Annotated in this window: 11 protein-coding genes; 6 read left to right on the forward strand and 5 right to left on the reverse strand. The window is 62.7% G+C overall.

What is annotated here, in order from left to right; translation table 11 throughout:
• Positions 1-26 precede the first annotated feature (26 nt).
• Positions 27-1,346, forward strand: a complete 1,320-nt coding sequence (locus ACR2TX_RS09735; RefSeq protein WP_434131993.1) for a hemolysin family protein — start codon at positions 27-29, stop codon at positions 1,344-1,346.
• Between the two features lie 84 nt (positions 1,347-1,430).
• Positions 1,431-1,769, forward strand: coding sequence for a DUF3147 family protein (locus ACR2TX_RS09740; RefSeq protein WP_156882028.1), 339 nt, complete (start codon positions 1,431-1,433; stop codon positions 1,767-1,769).
• Between the two features lie 83 nt (positions 1,770-1,852).
• On the opposite strand, the gene ACR2TX_RS09745 is transcribed toward ACR2TX_RS09740, so the two are convergent.
• Complete coding sequence (locus ACR2TX_RS09745) at positions 1,853-3,205, reverse strand: sigma-54-dependent transcriptional regulator (RefSeq protein WP_434131995.1); 1,353 nt, start codon at positions 3,203-3,205, stop codon at positions 1,853-1,855.
• Positions 3,202-4,695, reverse strand: a complete 1,494-nt coding sequence (locus ACR2TX_RS09750) for a sensor histidine kinase (RefSeq protein WP_434111417.1) — start codon at positions 4,693-4,695, stop codon at positions 3,202-3,204. Before ACR2TX_RS09750 ends, ACR2TX_RS09745 begins: the two co-directional genes overlap by 4 nt.
• A 199-nt stretch (positions 4,696-4,894) precedes the next feature.
• Between ACR2TX_RS09750 and ACR2TX_RS09755 the strand changes: the two genes are divergently transcribed.
• The 4 genes from ACR2TX_RS09755 (at position 4,895) to ACR2TX_RS09770 (ending at position 11,202) form a co-directional block, all read left to right on the forward strand.
• Positions 4,895-6,043, forward strand: a complete 1,149-nt coding sequence (locus ACR2TX_RS09755; RefSeq protein ID WP_434131998.1) for an efflux RND transporter periplasmic adaptor subunit — start codon at positions 4,895-4,897, stop codon at positions 6,041-6,043.
• A gap of 10 nt (positions 6,044-6,053) precedes the next feature.
• Positions 6,054-9,146, forward strand: a complete 3,093-nt coding sequence (locus ACR2TX_RS09760; RefSeq protein ID WP_077731963.1) for an efflux RND transporter permease subunit — start codon at positions 6,054-6,056, stop codon at positions 9,144-9,146.
• Positions 9,143-10,444 carry a TolC family protein gene (locus ACR2TX_RS09765; RefSeq protein WP_434111421.1) on the forward strand — a complete coding sequence of 434 codons (1,302 nt, stop codon included), beginning with the start codon at positions 9,143-9,145 and terminating at the stop codon, positions 10,442-10,444. The genes ACR2TX_RS09760 and ACR2TX_RS09765 overlap by 4 nt, the downstream gene beginning before the upstream one ends.
• Positions 10,445-10,791: 347 nt before the next feature.
• Positions 10,792-11,202, forward strand: a complete 411-nt coding sequence (locus ACR2TX_RS09770; RefSeq protein WP_434111423.1) for a hypothetical protein — start codon at positions 10,792-10,794, stop codon at positions 11,200-11,202.
• A 47-nt stretch (positions 11,203-11,249) separates the two neighbouring features.
• On the opposite strand, the gene ACR2TX_RS09775 is transcribed toward ACR2TX_RS09770, so the two are convergent.
• The 3 genes from ACR2TX_RS09775 to ACR2TX_RS09785 form a co-directional block, all read right to left on the reverse strand.
• Complete coding sequence (locus ACR2TX_RS09775) at positions 11,250-15,191, reverse strand: HAD-IC family P-type ATPase (protein ID WP_434132000.1); 3,942 nt, start codon at positions 15,189-15,191, stop codon at positions 11,250-11,252.
• Positions 15,192-15,306: 115 nt separating this feature from the next.
• Positions 15,307-15,633: a P-II family nitrogen regulator gene (locus tag ACR2TX_RS09780; RefSeq protein WP_077731967.1), complete on the reverse strand. Its 327-nt coding sequence runs from the start codon at positions 15,631-15,633 to the stop codon at positions 15,307-15,309.
• Between the two features lie 13 nt (positions 15,634-15,646).
• Positions 15,647-18,748 (reverse strand): efflux RND transporter permease subunit, encoded by a 3,102-nt coding sequence (locus tag ACR2TX_RS09785; protein ID WP_434132002.1) that lies wholly within the window; start codon positions 18,746-18,748, stop codon positions 15,647-15,649.
• Positions 18,749-18,751 lie beyond the last annotated feature (3 nt).

Genomic DNA, 18,751 nt, shown 5'->3' on the forward strand with positions numbered 1-18,751 from the left:
TTTTTTTTGGTTTGAGTATTTAACGAATGGCTTTTGAATTCGGTTTGATTTTATTGTTGATTTTCTTGAATGGCATATTCGCGATGTCGGAAATGGCCATTGTGTCCGCCCGCAGGGTGCGCTTGCAGCAGTTGGCGGAGGGCGGGAGCGGCGGGGCGGCCAAGGCCCTGGAACTGGCCGAGCAACCGACCCGGTTCCTGTCGACCATCCAGGTCGGCATCACCTCCATCGGCATTCTGAGCGGCGCCTTGGGCGAGGACGCCATTGCCGAGCCGCTGTTACCCTACCTTGAGCAAATTCCGCAGCTCGCGCCTTATGCGGAGGAACTGGCGCTGGCGGTCACCGTGGTCGTCATCACCTATCTCTCCCTGATCGTCGGAGAACTGGTGCCGAAACGCCTCGCCCTCAATTTCCCCGAGTACATCGCCGCGTGGATCGCCAGGCCCATGCACGGGCTGTCCCTGGTGTTGCTGCCGGCCGTGAAACTGCTCAGCCTCTCCACGGAACTGGTGTTGTGGCTGCTGCGGATCAAACCGAAAAAGGAGCCCACGGTCACCGAGGAAGAAATCAAGATCTTGCTGGAGCAGGGTACCGAGGAAGGGGTTTTCGAAGAAGCGGAGCAACAATTCATGGAAAACATCCTCCGCCTGGGTGACCGCAAGGTGGGTGCCATCATGACCCCGCGCAAGGACATCGTCTGTCTCGATCTCCAGAAGCCCTTCGAGGAAAACCGCAGGCGCATCCTGGAACACACCCACTGGGTTTTGCCCTTGTGCAACGACGGTCTGGACAACATCGTCGGCTTCGTGAAAACCAAGGACCTGTTGGATCGTGTGCTTCAGGGGGATCGGCCGGACTTGCGCGCCATCGCGGTCAACGAGCTGTTCGTGCCGGATTCCCTGACACTCATGGAATTGCTGGAAGAGTTCAGGAAATCCCATCTCCACACGGCGCTGGTGGTGGATGAATACGGCGAAATCGATGGACTGGTGGCCCTTGGCGATGTTTTAGAGGCTATCGTCGGCGATTTGCCCGCCGGGGGGCGGGCGGACCGACCGGACATCGTCCGCCGGGACGACGGTTCCTGGCTGATCGACGGCATGGTGGACATCGACCGTCTGAAGGAACTGTTCGATCTGGACGAATTGCCGGAGGAACGCGACGGACGCTTCAACACCGTAGGCGGTTTCGTCATGCTGCGACTTGGCCGGGTGCCCAAGGCCACCGACTGTTTCGAATTCGAGGACTTGCGGCTCGAAGTCGTCGACATGGACGGCAACCGGGTGGACAAGATACTGGTCTCGCAACTGCATGAACCCAGATCCCTATCCGCACATCAACCCTGAGCGTGTGTTCGTGAAGTGCTGCGCGGCCGCCAGACTTTGGCATACTCACTCGGCCCTCGTCCAGAACGCCGACAAAAACAGCCCATGCACTTCACCATCAAGGTCTTGATATCCGCCCTCCTGATCGCGGCCATTTCCGAGACGGCGAAACGGAGTAGTCTAGTTGCCGCCCTCATTGCTTCCCTGCCCGTCACGTCGATCCTGGCCCTCATCTGGCTCTATGTCGACACCGGGGATACCGAGCTGATAACCGAGCTTTCGCGGCAAATCGTCTGGCTGGTGCTGCCTTCGCTGGCCTTCTTCTGGATCTTGCCTCTGCTGCTGGAATGCGCGCTGAATTTCTGGCTCGCACTGGGTCTTGCGGCGATAACGACCAGCGTGTGTTATGGCTTGGCGTTATTGCTGCGGAGCCTTTTTCAATAGGCGTGGTTTATGAGCTGAAAGGCCAGGCCGCGATTTTTGTCCATATTGGCGAGACGATCGAGCTCAATCCTTCGCCGAACGGTTCATCCTAACTTACGATACAGCGTGCTCCGGTCCACGCCCAGAATGCGCGCGGCCTGGATCTTGTTGCCGCCGGTCGCATCCAGCACGTGCCGAATGTAGGCCCGTTGCACGTCCTCCAGGGTCCAGCCGCGGGCCAGGGCGTCGTGCAGGAAATGATCGTTTCCCGGCAGACGCGACGCCTGCGCCAGATCCTCGAGCAGCAGAGTGTCGTGTTCCGCCAGGGCGATGGCCCGCTCCAGGGTGTTGGCGAGTTCCCGCACGTTGCCGGGCCAGCGGTAGGCGCGGATCCAACGCAGGGCATCTACCGACACCGCCGGCGAGGGCTTCCGGAGGCGCAAGCCGATCCGCCGAATGAGGACATCCACCAGGTCGTCGATATCCTCCGTCCGTTCCCGCAAAGGCGGTATCTCCAGCCGGATCACATTGATGCGATGATAAAGATCGGCCCGGAACAGCCGCTCATTGACCCGCTGTTCCAGCGGCTGATTGGTGGCGGCAATCAGCCGCACGTCCACCACGGTTTCCCGTGTGTGGCCGAGAGGACGGATCGTTCCCGCTTCCAGCGCCTGTAGCAGTTTAGGCTGCACCTCCAGTGGCAGTTCGGCGATCTCGTCCAGGAACAAGGTGCCGCCGTTGGCCTGGGCAAACAGACCGGGCCGATCCTGGCGGGCGTCGGTGTAGGCGCCCTTGCGCGCGCCGAACAACTCGCTTTCCACCAGGGTCTGCGGCAGCGCAGCGCAATTGACGGACATGAACGGGCCTGTCCGGCGCGGGCTCAGTTCGTGAATCCAGCGGGCAATGGCGCTTTTGCCGGTGCCGCTCTCGCCCGCCAACAACACGGTCGAGGTCACGGCCGCCGCCCGTTTCGCCAGCTTCAATACTTGTTGCATCCGAGGGCTCCGGGCGGTGAAGCCGAGTTCGCCCGTCTCCGTAACCGTATCCGGCGCACCCACCCGCACCGCCGTCCGGCGCATCTGCCGGTCGCGCAAGGCCCGTTCCACGGAGGCGTAGAGCTCCTCGATGCGGAACGGCTTGGCCAGGAAGTCACAGGCGCCGGCCCGAACGCTCTGCATGGCCAGATCGATGCTGCCGAAAGCGGTCATCAACAGCACCAACTGATCGGGACGCTTCTCATGAATCGCAGCCATGAGGTCCAGGCCGCGCATGCCGGGCATTTCCACGTCGGTGATCACCAGGTCGAAGGGTTCTTCGGCGAGGGCGTCCAAGGCCTGGCCGGCATCGGTCACGCCGAGCGCCGAGTATCGGGCCTGCTTCAACATCTCCACCAGAAAGTCCACGACGCCGGAATCGTCGTCCACGACCAGCAGACGCCGATTCCGATCGGATTTCATACTGCCTCCTTAAGACGAGATGGCCCGTTCAAGGGCAAATGGACGGTGAAGCGGCTGCCCTTATCCATTTTGGATTCGGCGGCGATCGTGCCGTCATGCTCCGTGACGATCGTCTTTACCACCGCTAGCCCGAGACCCGTGCCGCCCCGGCCGCCGCGGGTGGTGAAAAAAGGCTCGAACAGGCGCGGCAGGTGCTCCGGTGCAATGCCGCTGCCTGTATCTGCCACGATCAGCCGTAGCGCCGGAACTTCGGTATCGTTGGTTACCATGGCGCTTTCCCGCAAATCGACGGTTATCACGCCCCCGTCTTCGGTCGCCGCCAATGCATTGCCGACCAGATTCAAGATGATCTGCTGCACGCCGTCGGCATTGACGCGGGCGGGCGGCAGGAGATCGGGGTGCTCGAACTTCAGCTCGATACGGCGGCGGCCCGCTTCATGCCGCAGCAGGTCGAGCACGTCGCCTATTACGGAGGCTACATCGATGCGCACGAAGTTTGGTGGTCGGCGGCGGGCGAACTCCAGCAGCCGTTGCACGATGCGGGTGATGCGGTCGGTCTGCGCGACCAGAATGTCCGCGAGGCGTCGCACTTCCTCGGGACGGTCGGCACACGCGGCCAGGGCTCTGGCCCGGCCGTTGACGACTTGAAGCGGCGAGCCGATCTCATGGGCGAGCCCCGCCGACAACTGGCCGATGGTGATCAGCTTGTCGGCTTCCTGGAGGGCGCGTTGCAGTTGGCGCCGCTTTTCCGTCTCGGTATCCAGCCGGCGGTGAGCCATCGAGAGTTCCGTCACCATGCGGTTGAATTCCTCGGCCACGGCGGACAATTCGTCGCGACGGTCGATCGGCAGGGGATCGGGCGGATCGTTCCCACCCCGGAACCGGCGCATGGCGTCCCCGAGCCTTCGCAGCGGACCGGAGATGTAGACCCGGCCCAGTGCCAAACAGAGCAGAGAGGTCGAAGCGACGAACGAGGCGAGGGAAATCAGGATATCCCGCTCCGTGCGGCGCAGATCGCGGCGGAGTTCCTCCAATGAACGCACCACCGCCAGGCTGCCGTGGGCGGCAGTTTCTTTTTCGGAAAACGGGAGTGACAACGCGATGAATTCGGGATCGGCATCCGGGTAATACAACAATCGCGACGCCCCCCCGAGGGCGGCACCGTGCAAGGCGGCTTCCAGCGGCGCGGCCCAAGGCAGGGATTCCGCGTCGGAGCGGACCACGCGGCCGTCACGGATATACACGCGCACATCCACGGAAGGATCGATGCGCTCGAGTTGACGGAGCAGTTCCCGCACGTCTTCGAGCTGCCGGTCGCGCAGGGCATTTTCCACGGCCACTTGCAGACCATAAGCCAGAAGGCGCGTTTCCCGCTCCAGGGCGGTGTGCAGATCGTTGCGTTCGGTCTGCACGTGAATGACGCCGTAGGCGCCGAATACGGCCATGCTCAGAGCGAGCAGGGACAGGCTGAGTTTGGTGACGATACGCAAGGTTCGACTTCGATCCCCAAAGAGATTCTTGACTGCTGCGTTAGTCTACAGGGATGCCGCAAAATGCAACAGTATCTTTCGCCATACAAAGTATCCAGCCATCCCGTTCGCCTGCGCTGGCGGGCGTTCCACGGAGGTGCGCGGAATTGGCACTTCTTTTGTTTAAGGCTAGGGATGACTTCCCTGACCTTGAATCCTCATGCCGATTTCTCGTTGCGCCTATCTCGTCCCATTGCTCATCTTGTCGGCCGTTGCCGGGTGTACATCATCCGATGATCGAAAATCCCAGCCGGAGACGGATGCTCAACCCGGCCAGGCAATCCCCGATGAACCGACTTCGAAGACCAAAACCGTCCGCATTCGGACCGAGTCTCGCCCTTTCCTGACCGTCGAGCCGGTTTCTGTCCTGCAACCGACCGAGCCGGTGCGGGCGCCGGGCCGGGTCGAGTTTCGCCAACAGGCGGTATCCGGCGTTGGCACTCAGGTCGCCGGACGGGTGGCCGCCATCCGGGTGCAGGCCGGTGACAAGGTGCGTGCCGGCGACGTGCTGATGGTGCTGCATAGCCCCGATGCCGCCGCCGCCCGCGCGGCGCTCTCGACCGCGCGGGCGGGCCTGAAGTTGGCCGAGGAGACTGCGCGGCGCCAGGTGCAGATGCTGGCGCGGGGGGTCGGTCTGGAACTGGAAAAACTGGAGGCGGACCGGCAGCTCACGGAAGCGAAGGCCGAGTTCGACCGGGCCAGCCGCGCTGCGCAACTATTGGGTAAGGGGGATGGCGCACAGGTCGCCGTCAAGGCGCCTATCGCCGGAACCGTGCTGAATTTGAAAACCACAGTGGGGGCGGCGGTGGAACCGGGCGGCGAAGCCCTGGTGGAACTGGGTGATGCGGGCGCCCTGTGGATCGTGGCCGAGGTATTCGAGCGGGACCTCTCCTTGTTAGGAGAAGGCGACGAGACCAATGTGGAGATCTCGGTGTCGCCGACCCGTCCGCTCCGAGGCAAAGTCACGGCCTTGGGAGCCGTGTTCGCGGACGAGCAGCGCCGGGCTCCGGTGTACATCACGCTGAGCGAATCGGCACCGAGCCTCCGGCCCGGCATGTACGCGCGGGTGGCGATTCGGCCTCGCCAAGTCGAGCGGGTGCTGTTGCCCAGTTCCGCCGTATTAGTCAAAAACGGCCAACGCACGGTGGTCTATGTGGAAACCGCCGAGGGCGTGTACGAGCAACGCCCGGTTACCGTAGGCGTGTCCTCGGAGGGCCGGGTGCCGGTGCTGGACGGCCTCCGGCCGGGCGAACGGGTGGTCGTGCGCGGCGCCTTGCTGCTCGACGGCGAAGCCGAGCAACTGTTGTAAGAAATCCGGCATGTTGCGAACCCTGATCGAGCATTGCGTGCACCGCCGCGTCGCGGTGGTGGCACTCACCCTGGCATTCGCCCTGTTCGGTGTCCGCGCCTATTTGAATACGCCCATCGAAGCCTATCCGGACGTGACCGACGTCCAGGTCTTCGTCATCGCCCAGGGACCCGGCCTTGCGCCGGAAGAAATGGAGCGGCAGGTAACGGTTCCTCTGGAGCGCGCACTGAACGGCACCCCCGGCATGACCGGTCTGCGCAGCGAGACCTATTTCGGGCTGTCGATGCTGATCCTGACCTTCGAGGACAAATTCGACAGTTTCAAGGCCCGTCTGCTGACCTCCGAACGTTTGGGCACCGCCGATCTGCCGGACGGCATCGTGCCCGTGCTGGCGCCCGATGCGACGCCTCTAGGGAAGATTTTCATCTACCGGCTCACCAGCGACCGCCATACGCTCTATGAGCTGCGCTCGGAACAGGAGTGGAATGTCGCGAAGCTCTTCCGGCGGATTCCCGGGGTCGCCGACGTCTTCACCTTCGGCGGTTTTTACAAGGAACTGCACGTCGAAGCCGACCCCGCGCGGCTGAATGCCTACGGACTCTCCATCCGGGACGTGGCCGAGGCCCTAGCGCAATCCAACCTTAACGTGGGGGGCGGATTTCTCCCGCAGGGCGACCAGGAATTGGTGATCCGCGGCATCGGGTATTTGCTGAGCGCGGACGATATCAGGAAGATCGTTCTGCGCAGCGAGAGAGGAACCCCGGTCACCGTGGGCGATGTCGCCCGTGTGCTCCAGTCACATACCCCTCGCCGCGGCTCCGTCGCGCTCGATGAAAACCGGGAGGATGTGGAAGGCATCGTGCTGCTCAGGCGTGGCCAGAACCCCACCCTGGTTCTGGACGCTCTCCACGACAAGGCGGAGGAAATCAACCGGAGCGTCCTGCCCGAAGGCATGCGGATCGAAGTTCTCTACGACCGCAGCAGCCTGATCGGGAAGACGCTGGAGACCGTGCAGGACAATCTCCTGCACGGCTTCGTCTTCATCGTAGGGCTGGTCTGGCTGTTTCTTAGGAGCCTGCGCGGCTCGCTGATCGTGGCTGCGATCATTCCCCTGTCCCTGCTGGCGGCCTTCACGGGTCTCTATGCGCTGGGTATGTCCGCCAATCTGATTTCCATGGGTGCCATCGATTTCGGCATTCTGGTGGACGGCGCCGTGGTTCTGGTGGAAAACGTGATCCATCAGATTCAGGAACACAAACCCAAGACCCGGCGCGAACGCTTGGCGCTGATCATCCGCGCCGCGCTGGATGTGGGGCAGCCGACCTTCTACGCCATGATGATCATCATCGCCGCATTGATTCCGGTGTTCACCCTGCAACGGGTCGAGGGGCGCATCTTTCAGCCGCTGGCTCTCACCTACAGTTTCGCTCTGGTCAGCGCTCTGGTGTTCGCCTTCACCGTGGTCCCGGCGCTCTGCGCGCTGCTGCTCAAAACCGAGCATGTCAAGGGCGAGGAACCGGCATTCCTGGAAAAACTGCGCAATACCTACATCAACCTGCTGGCGTGGCTCCTGACCCGGCGGCGGGCGGCGATCGGCTTGGCGCTCGTTTTGCTGGCCCTCGGCAGCCTAGCGGGCAGCCGCCTCGGCACCGAATTCCTGCCGGAACTGGACGAGGGGGATATGTTCATCTTCGCGGAAATGCCTCCGAGCATCTCTCTGGAACAGGGGCAGGCCACCATCGAGGAAATCCGTAAGCGGCTGCTCACCTTCCCCGAGGTGCGCGGAGCGTTGAGCGAACAGGGTCGTCCCGAGGCGGGGACCGACAATGAAACCGTCAATCTCGGCAAGGTGACGGTCCTGCTCAAACCTCGGGACGAATGGCGGAATGGCTTGGACAAGGACCGTCTCATCGATTCCATGCGGGAAAATCTGAATCAGATTCCGGGGGTGATCTTCAATTTCTCCCAACCCATCCGAGATACCGTCGAGGAATCCCTCGCCGGCGCGCGCGGCCAGGTGGTTCTCAAACTGTTCGGCGACGATTTCGAGGCCATGCGCGCCACCTTGCTGCGGGTCAAGGCGGCGCTGCGGGAGGTGCCGGGTATCGTCGATCTCGACCTTTACCGGGACGCCGTCGTGCCCCAACTCCAGATCAAGCTGGATCGGCCAGCCCTGGCCAGGAACGGCATCAGCGTAAAAACGGCGCAAGAAACCGTCGAAGCCGCGCTGGCCGGCCAAGTGGTGACCGAGCTGTGGGAAAAGGAACGCCCGGTACCCATCCGGGTCAGTCTTCCCTTCGCCGAAAAGGCCGACCCTAAGAGAATCGAGCAAATCACCGTGGAAACCCCGGCAGACGCGCACATTCCCCTCGTCGATCTGGCGGATATCCAGGTCGCCATGGGGCCGGCTTCTGTATTCCGGGAGGAGAACAGCCGCTTCCTTGCTCTTAAGTTCAACGTGGACGGCCGCGACCTGGGCTCGGTGGTGAACGACGCCATGCGCGTGGTGAGCGAGCGGGTCAAGCCGCCCGAAGGCCATTCCTTTGAGTGGACCGGCGAATTCGAGAACCAGCAGCGTGCGATGGCGCGCCTGCGACTGGTGGTTCCCGTCGCCGTGGTTATCGTCATGGCGCTGTTGTACGGGGCGCTCAGCTCCGGCCGCAGCGCCGCAGTGATCATGCTGACGGTACCATTCGCCCTGACCGGGGGCGTGTTCGCGCTGCTGCTGACCGATATCGCCTTGTCCATCAGCGCGGCCGTGGGGTTCATCGCCCTGCTCGGACAGGTCTCACTCATGGGCTTGCTCATCCTGAGCGCCATCGAAGGCCGCCGCCGTGCCGGAGAGGAACTGGTGCCGGCCATTCTGGCGGGTGCGCGGGAACGCCTGCGCGCCATTCTCATGGCCTCATTGCTGGCCCTGTTCGGCCTGTTGCCCATGGCCCTGTCCACCGGCGTCGGCAGCGAAACCCAGAAACCTTTCGCTATGGTCATCGTCGGAGGCATGGTGACGACCCTCTTGGTCGCGCTGTTCGTGCTGCCGGTCTTCTACACCTATCTGACGCCCAAGCGGCTTTTGACGCCTGAGGAACAAGACGAACTATGATGCGAAAACGGATGATCCTCCGCCAATGGTGGGCGGGATGGGTATTATGTATGTTCGCCGGCTTCTCCGGCGCCCATGCGGAAACGTCCGTCTTGCCTGAATCGGTGAATCTGGAGCAGTTGGTGCAGATCCTTAGGGAAAAAAGCCCGCGCCTTCAGGCGGAGCGCACCCGCATCGACATCGCCCGGTCCGACGTAGTGGCGGCGGGCGTTCTGCCCAATCCCGTGGTCAGTTACGGCCGCTACGATCTCCTGGGGGGCGTCAACACCTTGTTCGACGGCAGCCAGCAGCAACAGGCCCAGCTGGACATCCCGGTACTCATCGCCGGCCAGCGCCCCGCCCGACGGGAGGCGGCGGAGCGGGGCGTGACGGCGGCGGAGGCGCAAGTTCTCAATGCCTATGCGGGATTCTTGAAAGACGCTTGGCAACTGTTCGTGAAATTGCTGGCGGCTCAGGAAAAGCGCGTCGCATTGGAGCAGACCGAAGGCGAGCTGGATCGGCTCAAAGCTATCGTGACCGGCCGCGCGGAATCCGGCGCCGCCAGCCGCTACGAAGTGGTGCGTATGGACGTCGAAGCGGCGGATCTTCGCGCCCGAACCGAGCAGGTACGGGCGGAGATGCTCGACCTGTCCGGTCAGATCGGAACCACGCTGAGCCTGCCCGGCTGGAAACCCAGGGCGGAGGGAATGCTGCAGCCGCTCGGGGTGAGCGTCGACCTTGCCGCCCTGAAGCAGCAGGCCGAAGCCATGAACCCCGCCGTGAACGCCGCCCGCCGGCAGGAGGAAGCCGCCGAGGCCGGCATCGAAAAGGCCAAGCGGGAGCGTTGGCCCACCCCGGTGATCAGCGTGGGCAATGTCTGGACCAACAATCCTTACGGGCTAGCCTCCTTTGCCGGCCTTTCCGTGGAAGTACCCATTTTCGATTATGGCCAGGGTCCCATCGCCAGGGCCAAGGCGGAGAAGCGTACGGCCACCTTCGAGCGGCAGGCCCTGTTGTATGCGATCCTGGCGGAATTGGAGCGCGCAGCGGGGGTGTTGCTGACAAATCGGGAGAACCTCGTCCGGTTCGAACGGGATGTGGCGGGGCGTCTACCCCAGTTGAAAGAGATGGCGGAGGATGCTTACCGGTTCGGCAAGGGGAGCCTCCTCGAACTCTTGGACGCCACCCGTTCGCGTACCGAGATCGCCTTACGAAGGGTGGAACTCACCGAGTCCTTGGTGCTGGCGGAAATCGATGCGCTGGCGGCGGCTGGGCTGTTGGAGTCGGCCGCCATGCAGGCCGGTCCGGAATCCCGCTGACGTACCTCGAACAACTGGGAAAGCGGGGATGTTGCCAACAGAGCGTGAAAAAGCCGCCGATCTCCGTGCTGATGTACCACCAGGTCGGCAGATTCGAGGCGCCCAGGACTCATCGATCGTGTTTTTGAGATATTCGCCGCTTCCGTACTCAAATGGCTTACGCCAATATGGAGGTTATCGCACGATCAGCCTCGGCGAAGCGTACTCGGCCCAGTACCCTTGCCGGAACGTTCTTACGTTGCTCATTGCTTGACGGCAATTTACCCCGAGCGCATCCTTTAGGAAGTCTGGCTGCGATTCACGCCTTTCGGCACGATACGGATGACGATTCATGGAGATGTGCGAACGTGCGATACAAACGAATGCTCGTCTTTCTGGCTATGGTCGTTCTAACCGGATGCGCGGTCAGTCCGAAACAGCATCCGGAAGCCCTGCCCGCCTACCGGTTCTCCGAGAAGCTTTTCGAGCAGGGTCCGTATGGACGAAACGCCATCGTGTGTATGCCGGCCACCGTCGTAGGTCACCTTGTCGGCATCGGGGCAGCCGTTGCCGTTCTTCCGCTTTATCTGGTGGGCGGCCCCATCGATTATTTCATCACCCCGAAACCTCCTTCGGAACACCCCCCACCGATAGCATCAGCGCTCAGCAATGCCTCCTGGTTCTTCGGCACTTTCGCTGGATTGATCGCAGGGACCCCTTTCTTGCCCCTTTCGTATCTCGCCGACCAGAATCAGTGTAAACGGATTATCCTGTATTGAAGGTTTAGGATTGTTTCGTCTTCCACTGCGACGGAGGCGCAAGGTCTTCATGCCTGCCGTCCCGGTGAAGTCTTTGAGGCTGCGGCGCGCAAACGCCATACATCGAGCGCCCCAAAGGTGATCGCGACCACGACCGGGCCGACAAAGAATCCCGCCGCCCCGAAGACGATGATGCCGCCGATCAACGCAATCACGAGTGGCACCGTGTGCAGATGGAGATATTTCCCGACCACGATCGGATAAAGCAGGTTATCGGCCAACCCCACGACCACGGCGCCCCAGAGCGCCAGGATCGCGGCCTGGCTCCATTGGCCATCGAGCAGCAGCAACCCGGCCGCCGGCAGCCAAACGACCGGCGCACCGAGCAGCGGAATGATCGCGAAGACGCCCATCACGATTGCCCAGAACCACGCCGCCGGGAGATCGAGCCACCAGAACATCAAGCCGCCGAGCAGACCCTGCACGATGCTCACCAGCACCTTGCCGTAGACCGTCGCGAAGATCGTGTCCGCCGCGACACCGATGATGCGATCCATTTCGGCAGATGCAAGGGGAAGCAGCGAGCGGATGCCCCCGAGGAGCGAATCGCGATCGCGGAGGAAGTAGAACAGAAAGAAGAAAACGAGCGCGAGCTCGATCACGCCGAGGAATGAAGTCTTCACCGCGAACGACCCCGCCGCGGTCAAGAGGGCGCCCGCCTGTTGGACCAAGTCACTGAGATCCACGCGCTCCTTCACCCATTCCCATGCGGGCCCGATCCATTCGTGCCGCTCGATCGCATCGTCCCACGCGTTCGATTCGATCTGCGCCCTGATCAACGTGAATCCCTTGACCGCTTCATTGATGAAGCCTGGAACGAGCATCCCGGCAGGAACGATCAGGAGCACCGCGATCGCGACGACGGAGCACCCGGCGGCCAGGCTTGGCGAGCGAATCCATTTCGTTACCTGACGATGCAGTGGTCCGCCGACGACCGCCAGCGCCGTTGCCCAGGCGAGCGACGAAACGAAAGGCCGCGCGATCAGGTAGCAGAGAAACAGGGCGAGAACGGTGAGCGCGAGCAGCGCAAGGTCGGAGAGTCCTCTTTGCGACCAGAAGCGGTCTGCTTCAGGCGAGGGAAGGACGGGGAGCGTGGCAGGTTCCGATGGAGTCATGTGCAGAGTTCCCCTGTCGGGTGAGAGATCGGTGTCGTGCCTACCAGTCAAGTCGGCATTCCACCGCTGACGCCAGAGCCATTTCTCCATCGAAATCGCGAGAAAGCCGGCAAGTGCGACCGCTACCGGGGCGATCCAGTCCGTCGCATCCAGCGGATGGCTGTGGAACAGTTGATTGAACGGCGGCAGATAGATGAAGCCGAGTTGCAGCATTATCGTCGCCGCGATGCCGAAATACACGTACGGGTTACTGAGCAGTCCAATGCGAAAAACGCTCTCGGTGAGCGAGCGGCAGTTAAGGAGATAGATCGCCTGGAACAGGATGATGGTCGTGACGGCGACCGTCTGCGACTCGGCACGCGCGAGTTCCGCAGCGACGCCTTCCCGCAGGTCCGTGTTGTACTCGTGGAAGAACAGGCTCACGGCGCCCGCGGTCATGAGCGCACCGACGAGGAAGGTGCGAAAGATCAGGAAGGGACTGAGCAGCGCCTCGTTCGGCGGCCGCGGCGGCCGCTCCATCACGTCCGGTTCGTGGGTCTCGAACGCGAGCGGCAGCGCGAGCGCGATGGCTACGACCAGATTGACCCAGAGGATCTGGACCGGCTCGATCGGCATCAGCAGGCGCCCCTCGGTGACGGGGAAGAACAGCACCGCGACGAGGATGATCATCGCCTGGCCGAGGCTCGTCGGCAGGATGAACGCGAGCGACTTGGTCAGGTTGTCGTAGACCCGTCGCCCTTCCTCGACTGCCGCGCCGATGGACGCGAAGTTGTCGTCGGCGAGCACCATGTCCGCGGCTTCCTTGGCCACGGCCGTGCCGCTGATGCCCATGGCGACGCCGATCTCCGCTCGCTTCAGGGCGGGCGCATCGTTGACGCCGTCGCCGGTCATCGCAACGATCTCGCCGTCGGCCTGGAGCGCCTTGACGAGCCGCAGCTTGTGTTCGGGTGCGACCCGCGCGAAGACATTGGCTGTCTGCGCGAGTGCGGCGAGTTCCCTGTCCGATGCAGTCTCGATCTGATGCCCCGTGATGACTCCGGGACCGGACCCGCCGGGGTCGAGCAATCCGAAGATCTCCCCGATGGCACGCGCGGTGGCCGGATGGTCGCCCGTCACGATCTTCACGGCGACGCCTGCGCGCCCGCATGTCCGCACGGCCTCGACGGCCTCCGCGCGGGGCGGATCCACCATGCCCACGAGCCCGAGGAAACGCAAGTCGCGCTGCCACGCGGTGCCTTCGAGGCTGGCGATCGGCTCGTCGAGCATCGCCGAAGCCACGCCCAAAACGCGCAAGCCTCGTGCTGCCAAGGCGTGCGCCGCCTCGTGAACGAGGTCGAGCGTCATCGGCTGGCCGCCCGCGAAGGCCGGGCAGAGCTTAGCCACGACTTCGGGTGCGCCCTTCAGGCAGACAAGGGCACGGTTGTCGGAACCGACGTGCAGGGTTGCCATGAACTGCCGCTCGGAATCGAAAGGGATCGCGTCCTCGCGCGGGAACGTCGTGCGGAGCGCCGTCTCGTCCAGCTTCGCCTTGCGCGCCGCGACGACGAGCGCGCCTTCGGTCGGGTCGCCCACGATTGTCCAGCGGCCGTCGTCCAGCTCCAGAGTCGCGTCGTTGCAGAGCACGGAGGAAATGAGCAAGTGCCTGACGGCATCGGGCAGCGGATCGACGGATTCGTCACCGGCGCGAAGTTCGCCTTCCGGCGCGTAGCCGATCCCGGTCACCTCGATCGGGCCGGCCGGCGTCCACAGCGCTTCCACCGTCATCTCGTTCCGGGTCAGCGTCCCGGTCTTGTCGGTGCAGATGACCGCCGTACTGCCGAGCGTCTCCACGGCGGGCAGATGCCGAATGATCGCGTGGCGGCGTGCCATGCGGCGCACGCCGATCGCCGAGGCGATGGTGATGACGGCGGGGAGGCCCTCGGGAATCGAGGCCACCGCGAGCGTGATCGCCGCGAACGCACTGTCGAGCAGCGGGTATTCGCGCATCATACCCACGAGGAAGATCAGTCCCGCGACAACCAGAATTCCCAGCATGATGGCGCGGGCGAGGCTGGCGAGTCTGCGCGTGAGGGGCGTTTCCAACTCCGCAGTCTCACTCAGCAGCCGGGAAATCCGGCCGAGCTCGCTCCGCGGCCCGGTGGCGGTGACCACGCCCTTCGCGGTGCCGGAGACGACCAATGTCCCGCCGAACGCCATCGAACGGCGATCACCGAGCACCGCATCGCGCTCGACCGGTGCCTCGTGTTTGGCAACCGGCACCGATTCGCCGGTGAGCGCGGCTTCCTCCACGAGGAGCCCATTGGCCTCGAACAGGCGTACGTCGGCAGAGACTTGGTCGCCCGGCTGAAGGATAAGGATGTCGCCGGGCACGAGTTCGTGCGCGGGCACGGCGGTCTGATCCCCGTCGCGCAGAACGGTCGCGTTCTGCGGGACCATTCGGCTCAGCGCTTCGATCGCCTGGCCGGCACGCATCTCCTGCACGAAGCCTACCAGCGTGTTCAGGACGACGACCGCCAGGACCACGACGCCATCGGTTACCTTGCCCATCAGCACGGCGAGCAGCGCCGCCGCGAGCAAGACGTACACGAGCGGATCGGCGAGCTGATGCAACAGGATCCTAAGCCAACTCCGACGCGGCCCCCGCTCGATCCGGTTAGGGCCGTGCTCGCGTAACCGCGTCTCCGCCTCAGATGCCGACAACCCGTCCGGCGAGCTGTTCAGCTCCCCGAAGACCTGCTCGACCGGAAGCGAGTGCCAAGACGCGGCGAGATCGTTCATCGGCTGAACGACGCTTCCGGAATCGGCACGAATGCTTTCATCGATGATCCCCGGCAACTGTTTAAAGTATCCTTTGACCACTATGCTCGGTTTAGTTGGGTTGACGAAATTTGAAAGGCATTCGCACCCCGAAGGCTTCTGAAGTCATCGGATTCGAGCCTCCCTTTCCAATTTAGACCGGCTCCAGCCGGATGGACTGGACGTTCACCACGTCCGTCACCCAAACGAGACCGTCCCCTTGCTGCCCGGTATGGGCATGGGCGTGGATGATGCGGACAATTTCCTCCACCTTATCGTCCGGGGCGACGATTTCCACCCGAACCTTGGGCGAAAAATCGGTCAGTTCTTCCCGGATGTTATGCCCGACTTCCGGTTCGTCATGCGGACTACACCCTTCCGCCCGGCTCACAGTCATTCCCGGAAAGCCGCGCATCTGGCGGAATGCGTTTCTGAGCTTGCTCAGCCGCTGGGGCTGGATGATGGCTTTGATCTCTTTCATGGACTCTCCTCTTTCAAACTTCGATACGTTTTTCTTCGAACCATCGGTACAGGGCCGGCAGCACCACCAGGGTGAGCAAGGTTGAGGTGATCAATCCGCCGATCACCACGATCGCCAGCGGGCGCTGGACTTCGGAGCCCGGCCCCGTGGCGAACAGGAAGGGCACCAGGCCGAGCATCGCGACCGTCGCCGTCATCATCACCGGCCGGAAGCGCTGCTTGCAGCCTTCGACAATGGCCTCCCGCTGGCGCAAGCCCTCGTCCCGAAGTCCCCGGATGTAAGACACCAGCACCACCCCGTTCAGCACCGCAATGCCCCATAAGGTGATGAAGCCGACCGAGGCAGGCACCGATAGATATTCTCCGGTGAGAAACAGCGAGAAGATGCCGCCCATGGAGGCGAACGGCAGCACCAGAATGATGAGGGCGGCGAAGCGCAACGAGTTGAACAGCAAAAACAACAGAAAGAAGATCGCCGCGATGGTGATGGGGATAATCACCATCAGGCGGTGCATGGCCCGGTCGAGATTTTCGAATTGTCCGCCCCAGGTGACGTAATAGCCTTCCGGAAGCTTCACTCGCTCGGCGACGGCCTTTTGCAGTTCCGCGACGAAGCCGCCCAAATCGCGGCCCCTGACGTTCGCGCCGATCACGATGCGGCGCCGGGCACTGTCGCGGCTGATCTGCGCCGGTCCGTCCACGACCTCGATGATGGCCAAATCTTCCAGCGGCACCAGGGCGCCATTGGGGGATTTCAGCAGTATTTGTCCGATGGCCTGCGGATTGTTTCTGAATTTTTCAGGAAACCGGACTACCGCCGAAAACCGCCGCTCGCCCTCGTAGATTTCGGTACTGACGCGGCCGCCGATGGCGGTCTCGATGATGTCGTTGATGTCGGCCACGTTGATGCCGTGGCGGGCGATGGCCTGGCGGTCGATATCGATGGTGAGATACTGCTGGCCGCTCACGCGTTCGACGCGGATGTCGGCGGCGCCTTCGATCGAGTTGAGCACCCTGATGATTTCATCGGCCTTTTGCTTCAGGACCTCCAGTTCGTCGCCGAACAGCTTGATGGCGATATCGGAGCGCACCCCGGTCACCATTTCGTCCACCCGGTCCGAGATCGGCTGCGCCATCACGATTTGCACGCCGGGCAAGACGCTCAGTTTTTCCCGCAAGGCATCCATTACATCGTCCTGATCCCAACCGGGCGGCAGTTCCTCCCGCGGTTTGAGGGTCAGGATAGGAGTAGACTCGTTCTCCGGTTGCGTGTCCGTGGGGTTTTCGGAACGTCCCAACTGGGACACCGCCAGGGCGATGCCCGGCACGTCCGTCACCAGACGCATGGCTTCCGTCTCCAGGTGGATGGACTCATCCAGCGACATGCTCGGAACCCGGTTGATGCCCGTCACGATGGAGCCTTCTTTCATCTCCGGAATGAAGGAGGTCCCCAGAAAAGGCGCGAGCGAGACGCTGCCGATCAACACCAGAATCGCGGCAATGATCACTTTGCGGGGATTATTTAAGGCGAAGTCTAATAGGCTCAGATAGGGCCGCTTGAGAAAAGCAATGATCCGCGTGTCGTGCTCCGCGCCGCCTTTCAAAAGATACGAACACAATACTGGCGACAGGGTGAGCGACACGATGAGCGAGATAAAGAGCGCGATCGCGATGGTGTAGGCCAGCGGCGCGAACATCTTGCCTTCGATGCCGGTCAGGGTCATCAGCGGCAGGAACACCAGGCAGATGATGCCCACCCCGAACAGGACCGGCGTGCCCACTTCGGCGGCGGCGCGCAAAACGATCAAGCTCCGGCTTTCGCCGGTTTCTTTAGCCTCGCCCAGGTGGCGGAAGGCGTTCTCCACCACGACCACCGAGCCGTCCACCATGATGCCGATGGCGATGGCGAGCCCGCCGAGGGACATGAGGTTGGCCGAGATGCCGTAGTGGTTCATCGCCATGAACGTCACCAGCGGCGTGATGATCAGCGTCGCCACCACGATCAGGCTGGAGCGGATATCCCCGAGATACAGCAACAAGACCACGATCACCAGCACGACGCCTTCCATCAGCACTTTGGTCACCGTGTGGATTGCCGCATCGACTAGGCCGGTGCGGTCGTAATAAGGCGTAATCTGTAAGCTCCCCGGCAGCATGCCGTGTTCGTTGATCTCCAGGACCCGCTCCTTGACCCGGCCGACGATCTCCTTGGCGTTGCCGCCGCGGATCATCATCACGATACCGCCCACTGCCTCGGTGTAGCCGTTCTTGATCACCGCGCCGGAACGCACGGCATGACCGATGCGCACCTCGGCAACGTCATGGATGAAGACCGGAGTGCCGGCGCTTTCCTTGAGAACGATATTGCCGATGTCGTCGAGGTCTTCGATCAGACCGATCCCGCGGATGAGGTATTGTTCGGCGTATTGCGGCAGTTTGCCGCCGCCGCTGTTGGCATTGTTGAGCGCCAGCGCCGTGTAGACGTCTTTTAGCGTCAGGCCGTAATGGCGCAAGCGGTCGGGATTGGGAAGGACCTGATACTGACGCTCCAAGCCGCCGATCGAGTTGATTTCGGCGACGCCGGGAATGCCGCGGAGCAGCGGACGCACCACCCAGTCCTGAATCGTCCTGCGCTCGGTCAGTTCTTCCTCGGTCAGGGCGCGTTCGCCGTCGTCAGGCCGCTCCAGGGTGTATTGGTAGACTTCGCCCAGGCCGGTGGAAACCGGTCCGAGAATCGGTATAACGCCTTCCGGCAAGCGTTCCGCCGCTTCGATCAGCCGTTCGAGCGCCAGTTGCCGGGCGAAATAGACGTTAGTCTCATCGGTAAACACCAGATTGATCTGGGACAACGCGTTGCGGTTCACCGAGCGCATCTCGACCAGGCCGGGAAGCCCCGTCATGGCGATTTCCAGCGGGACGGTGACGAAACGCTCGACCTCCTCGGGAGAGCGGCCAGGCACTTCGGCCGCCACTTGGACCTGGACGTTGGTCACGTCGGGAAAGGCGTCGATGGATAGGTTCTGCATGGCGTTAAAGCCGAACGCGACCAGGCACAACGCGATGATCACGACTACCAATCGCTGCTTAAGGGCGGCGCGGATCAAGTTTTCGATCATGGC

Source organism: Methylocaldum sp. GT1BB (assembly GCF_051027545.1).
Taxonomy (GTDB): domain Bacteria; phylum Pseudomonadota; class Gammaproteobacteria; order Methylococcales; family Methylococcaceae; genus Methylocaldum.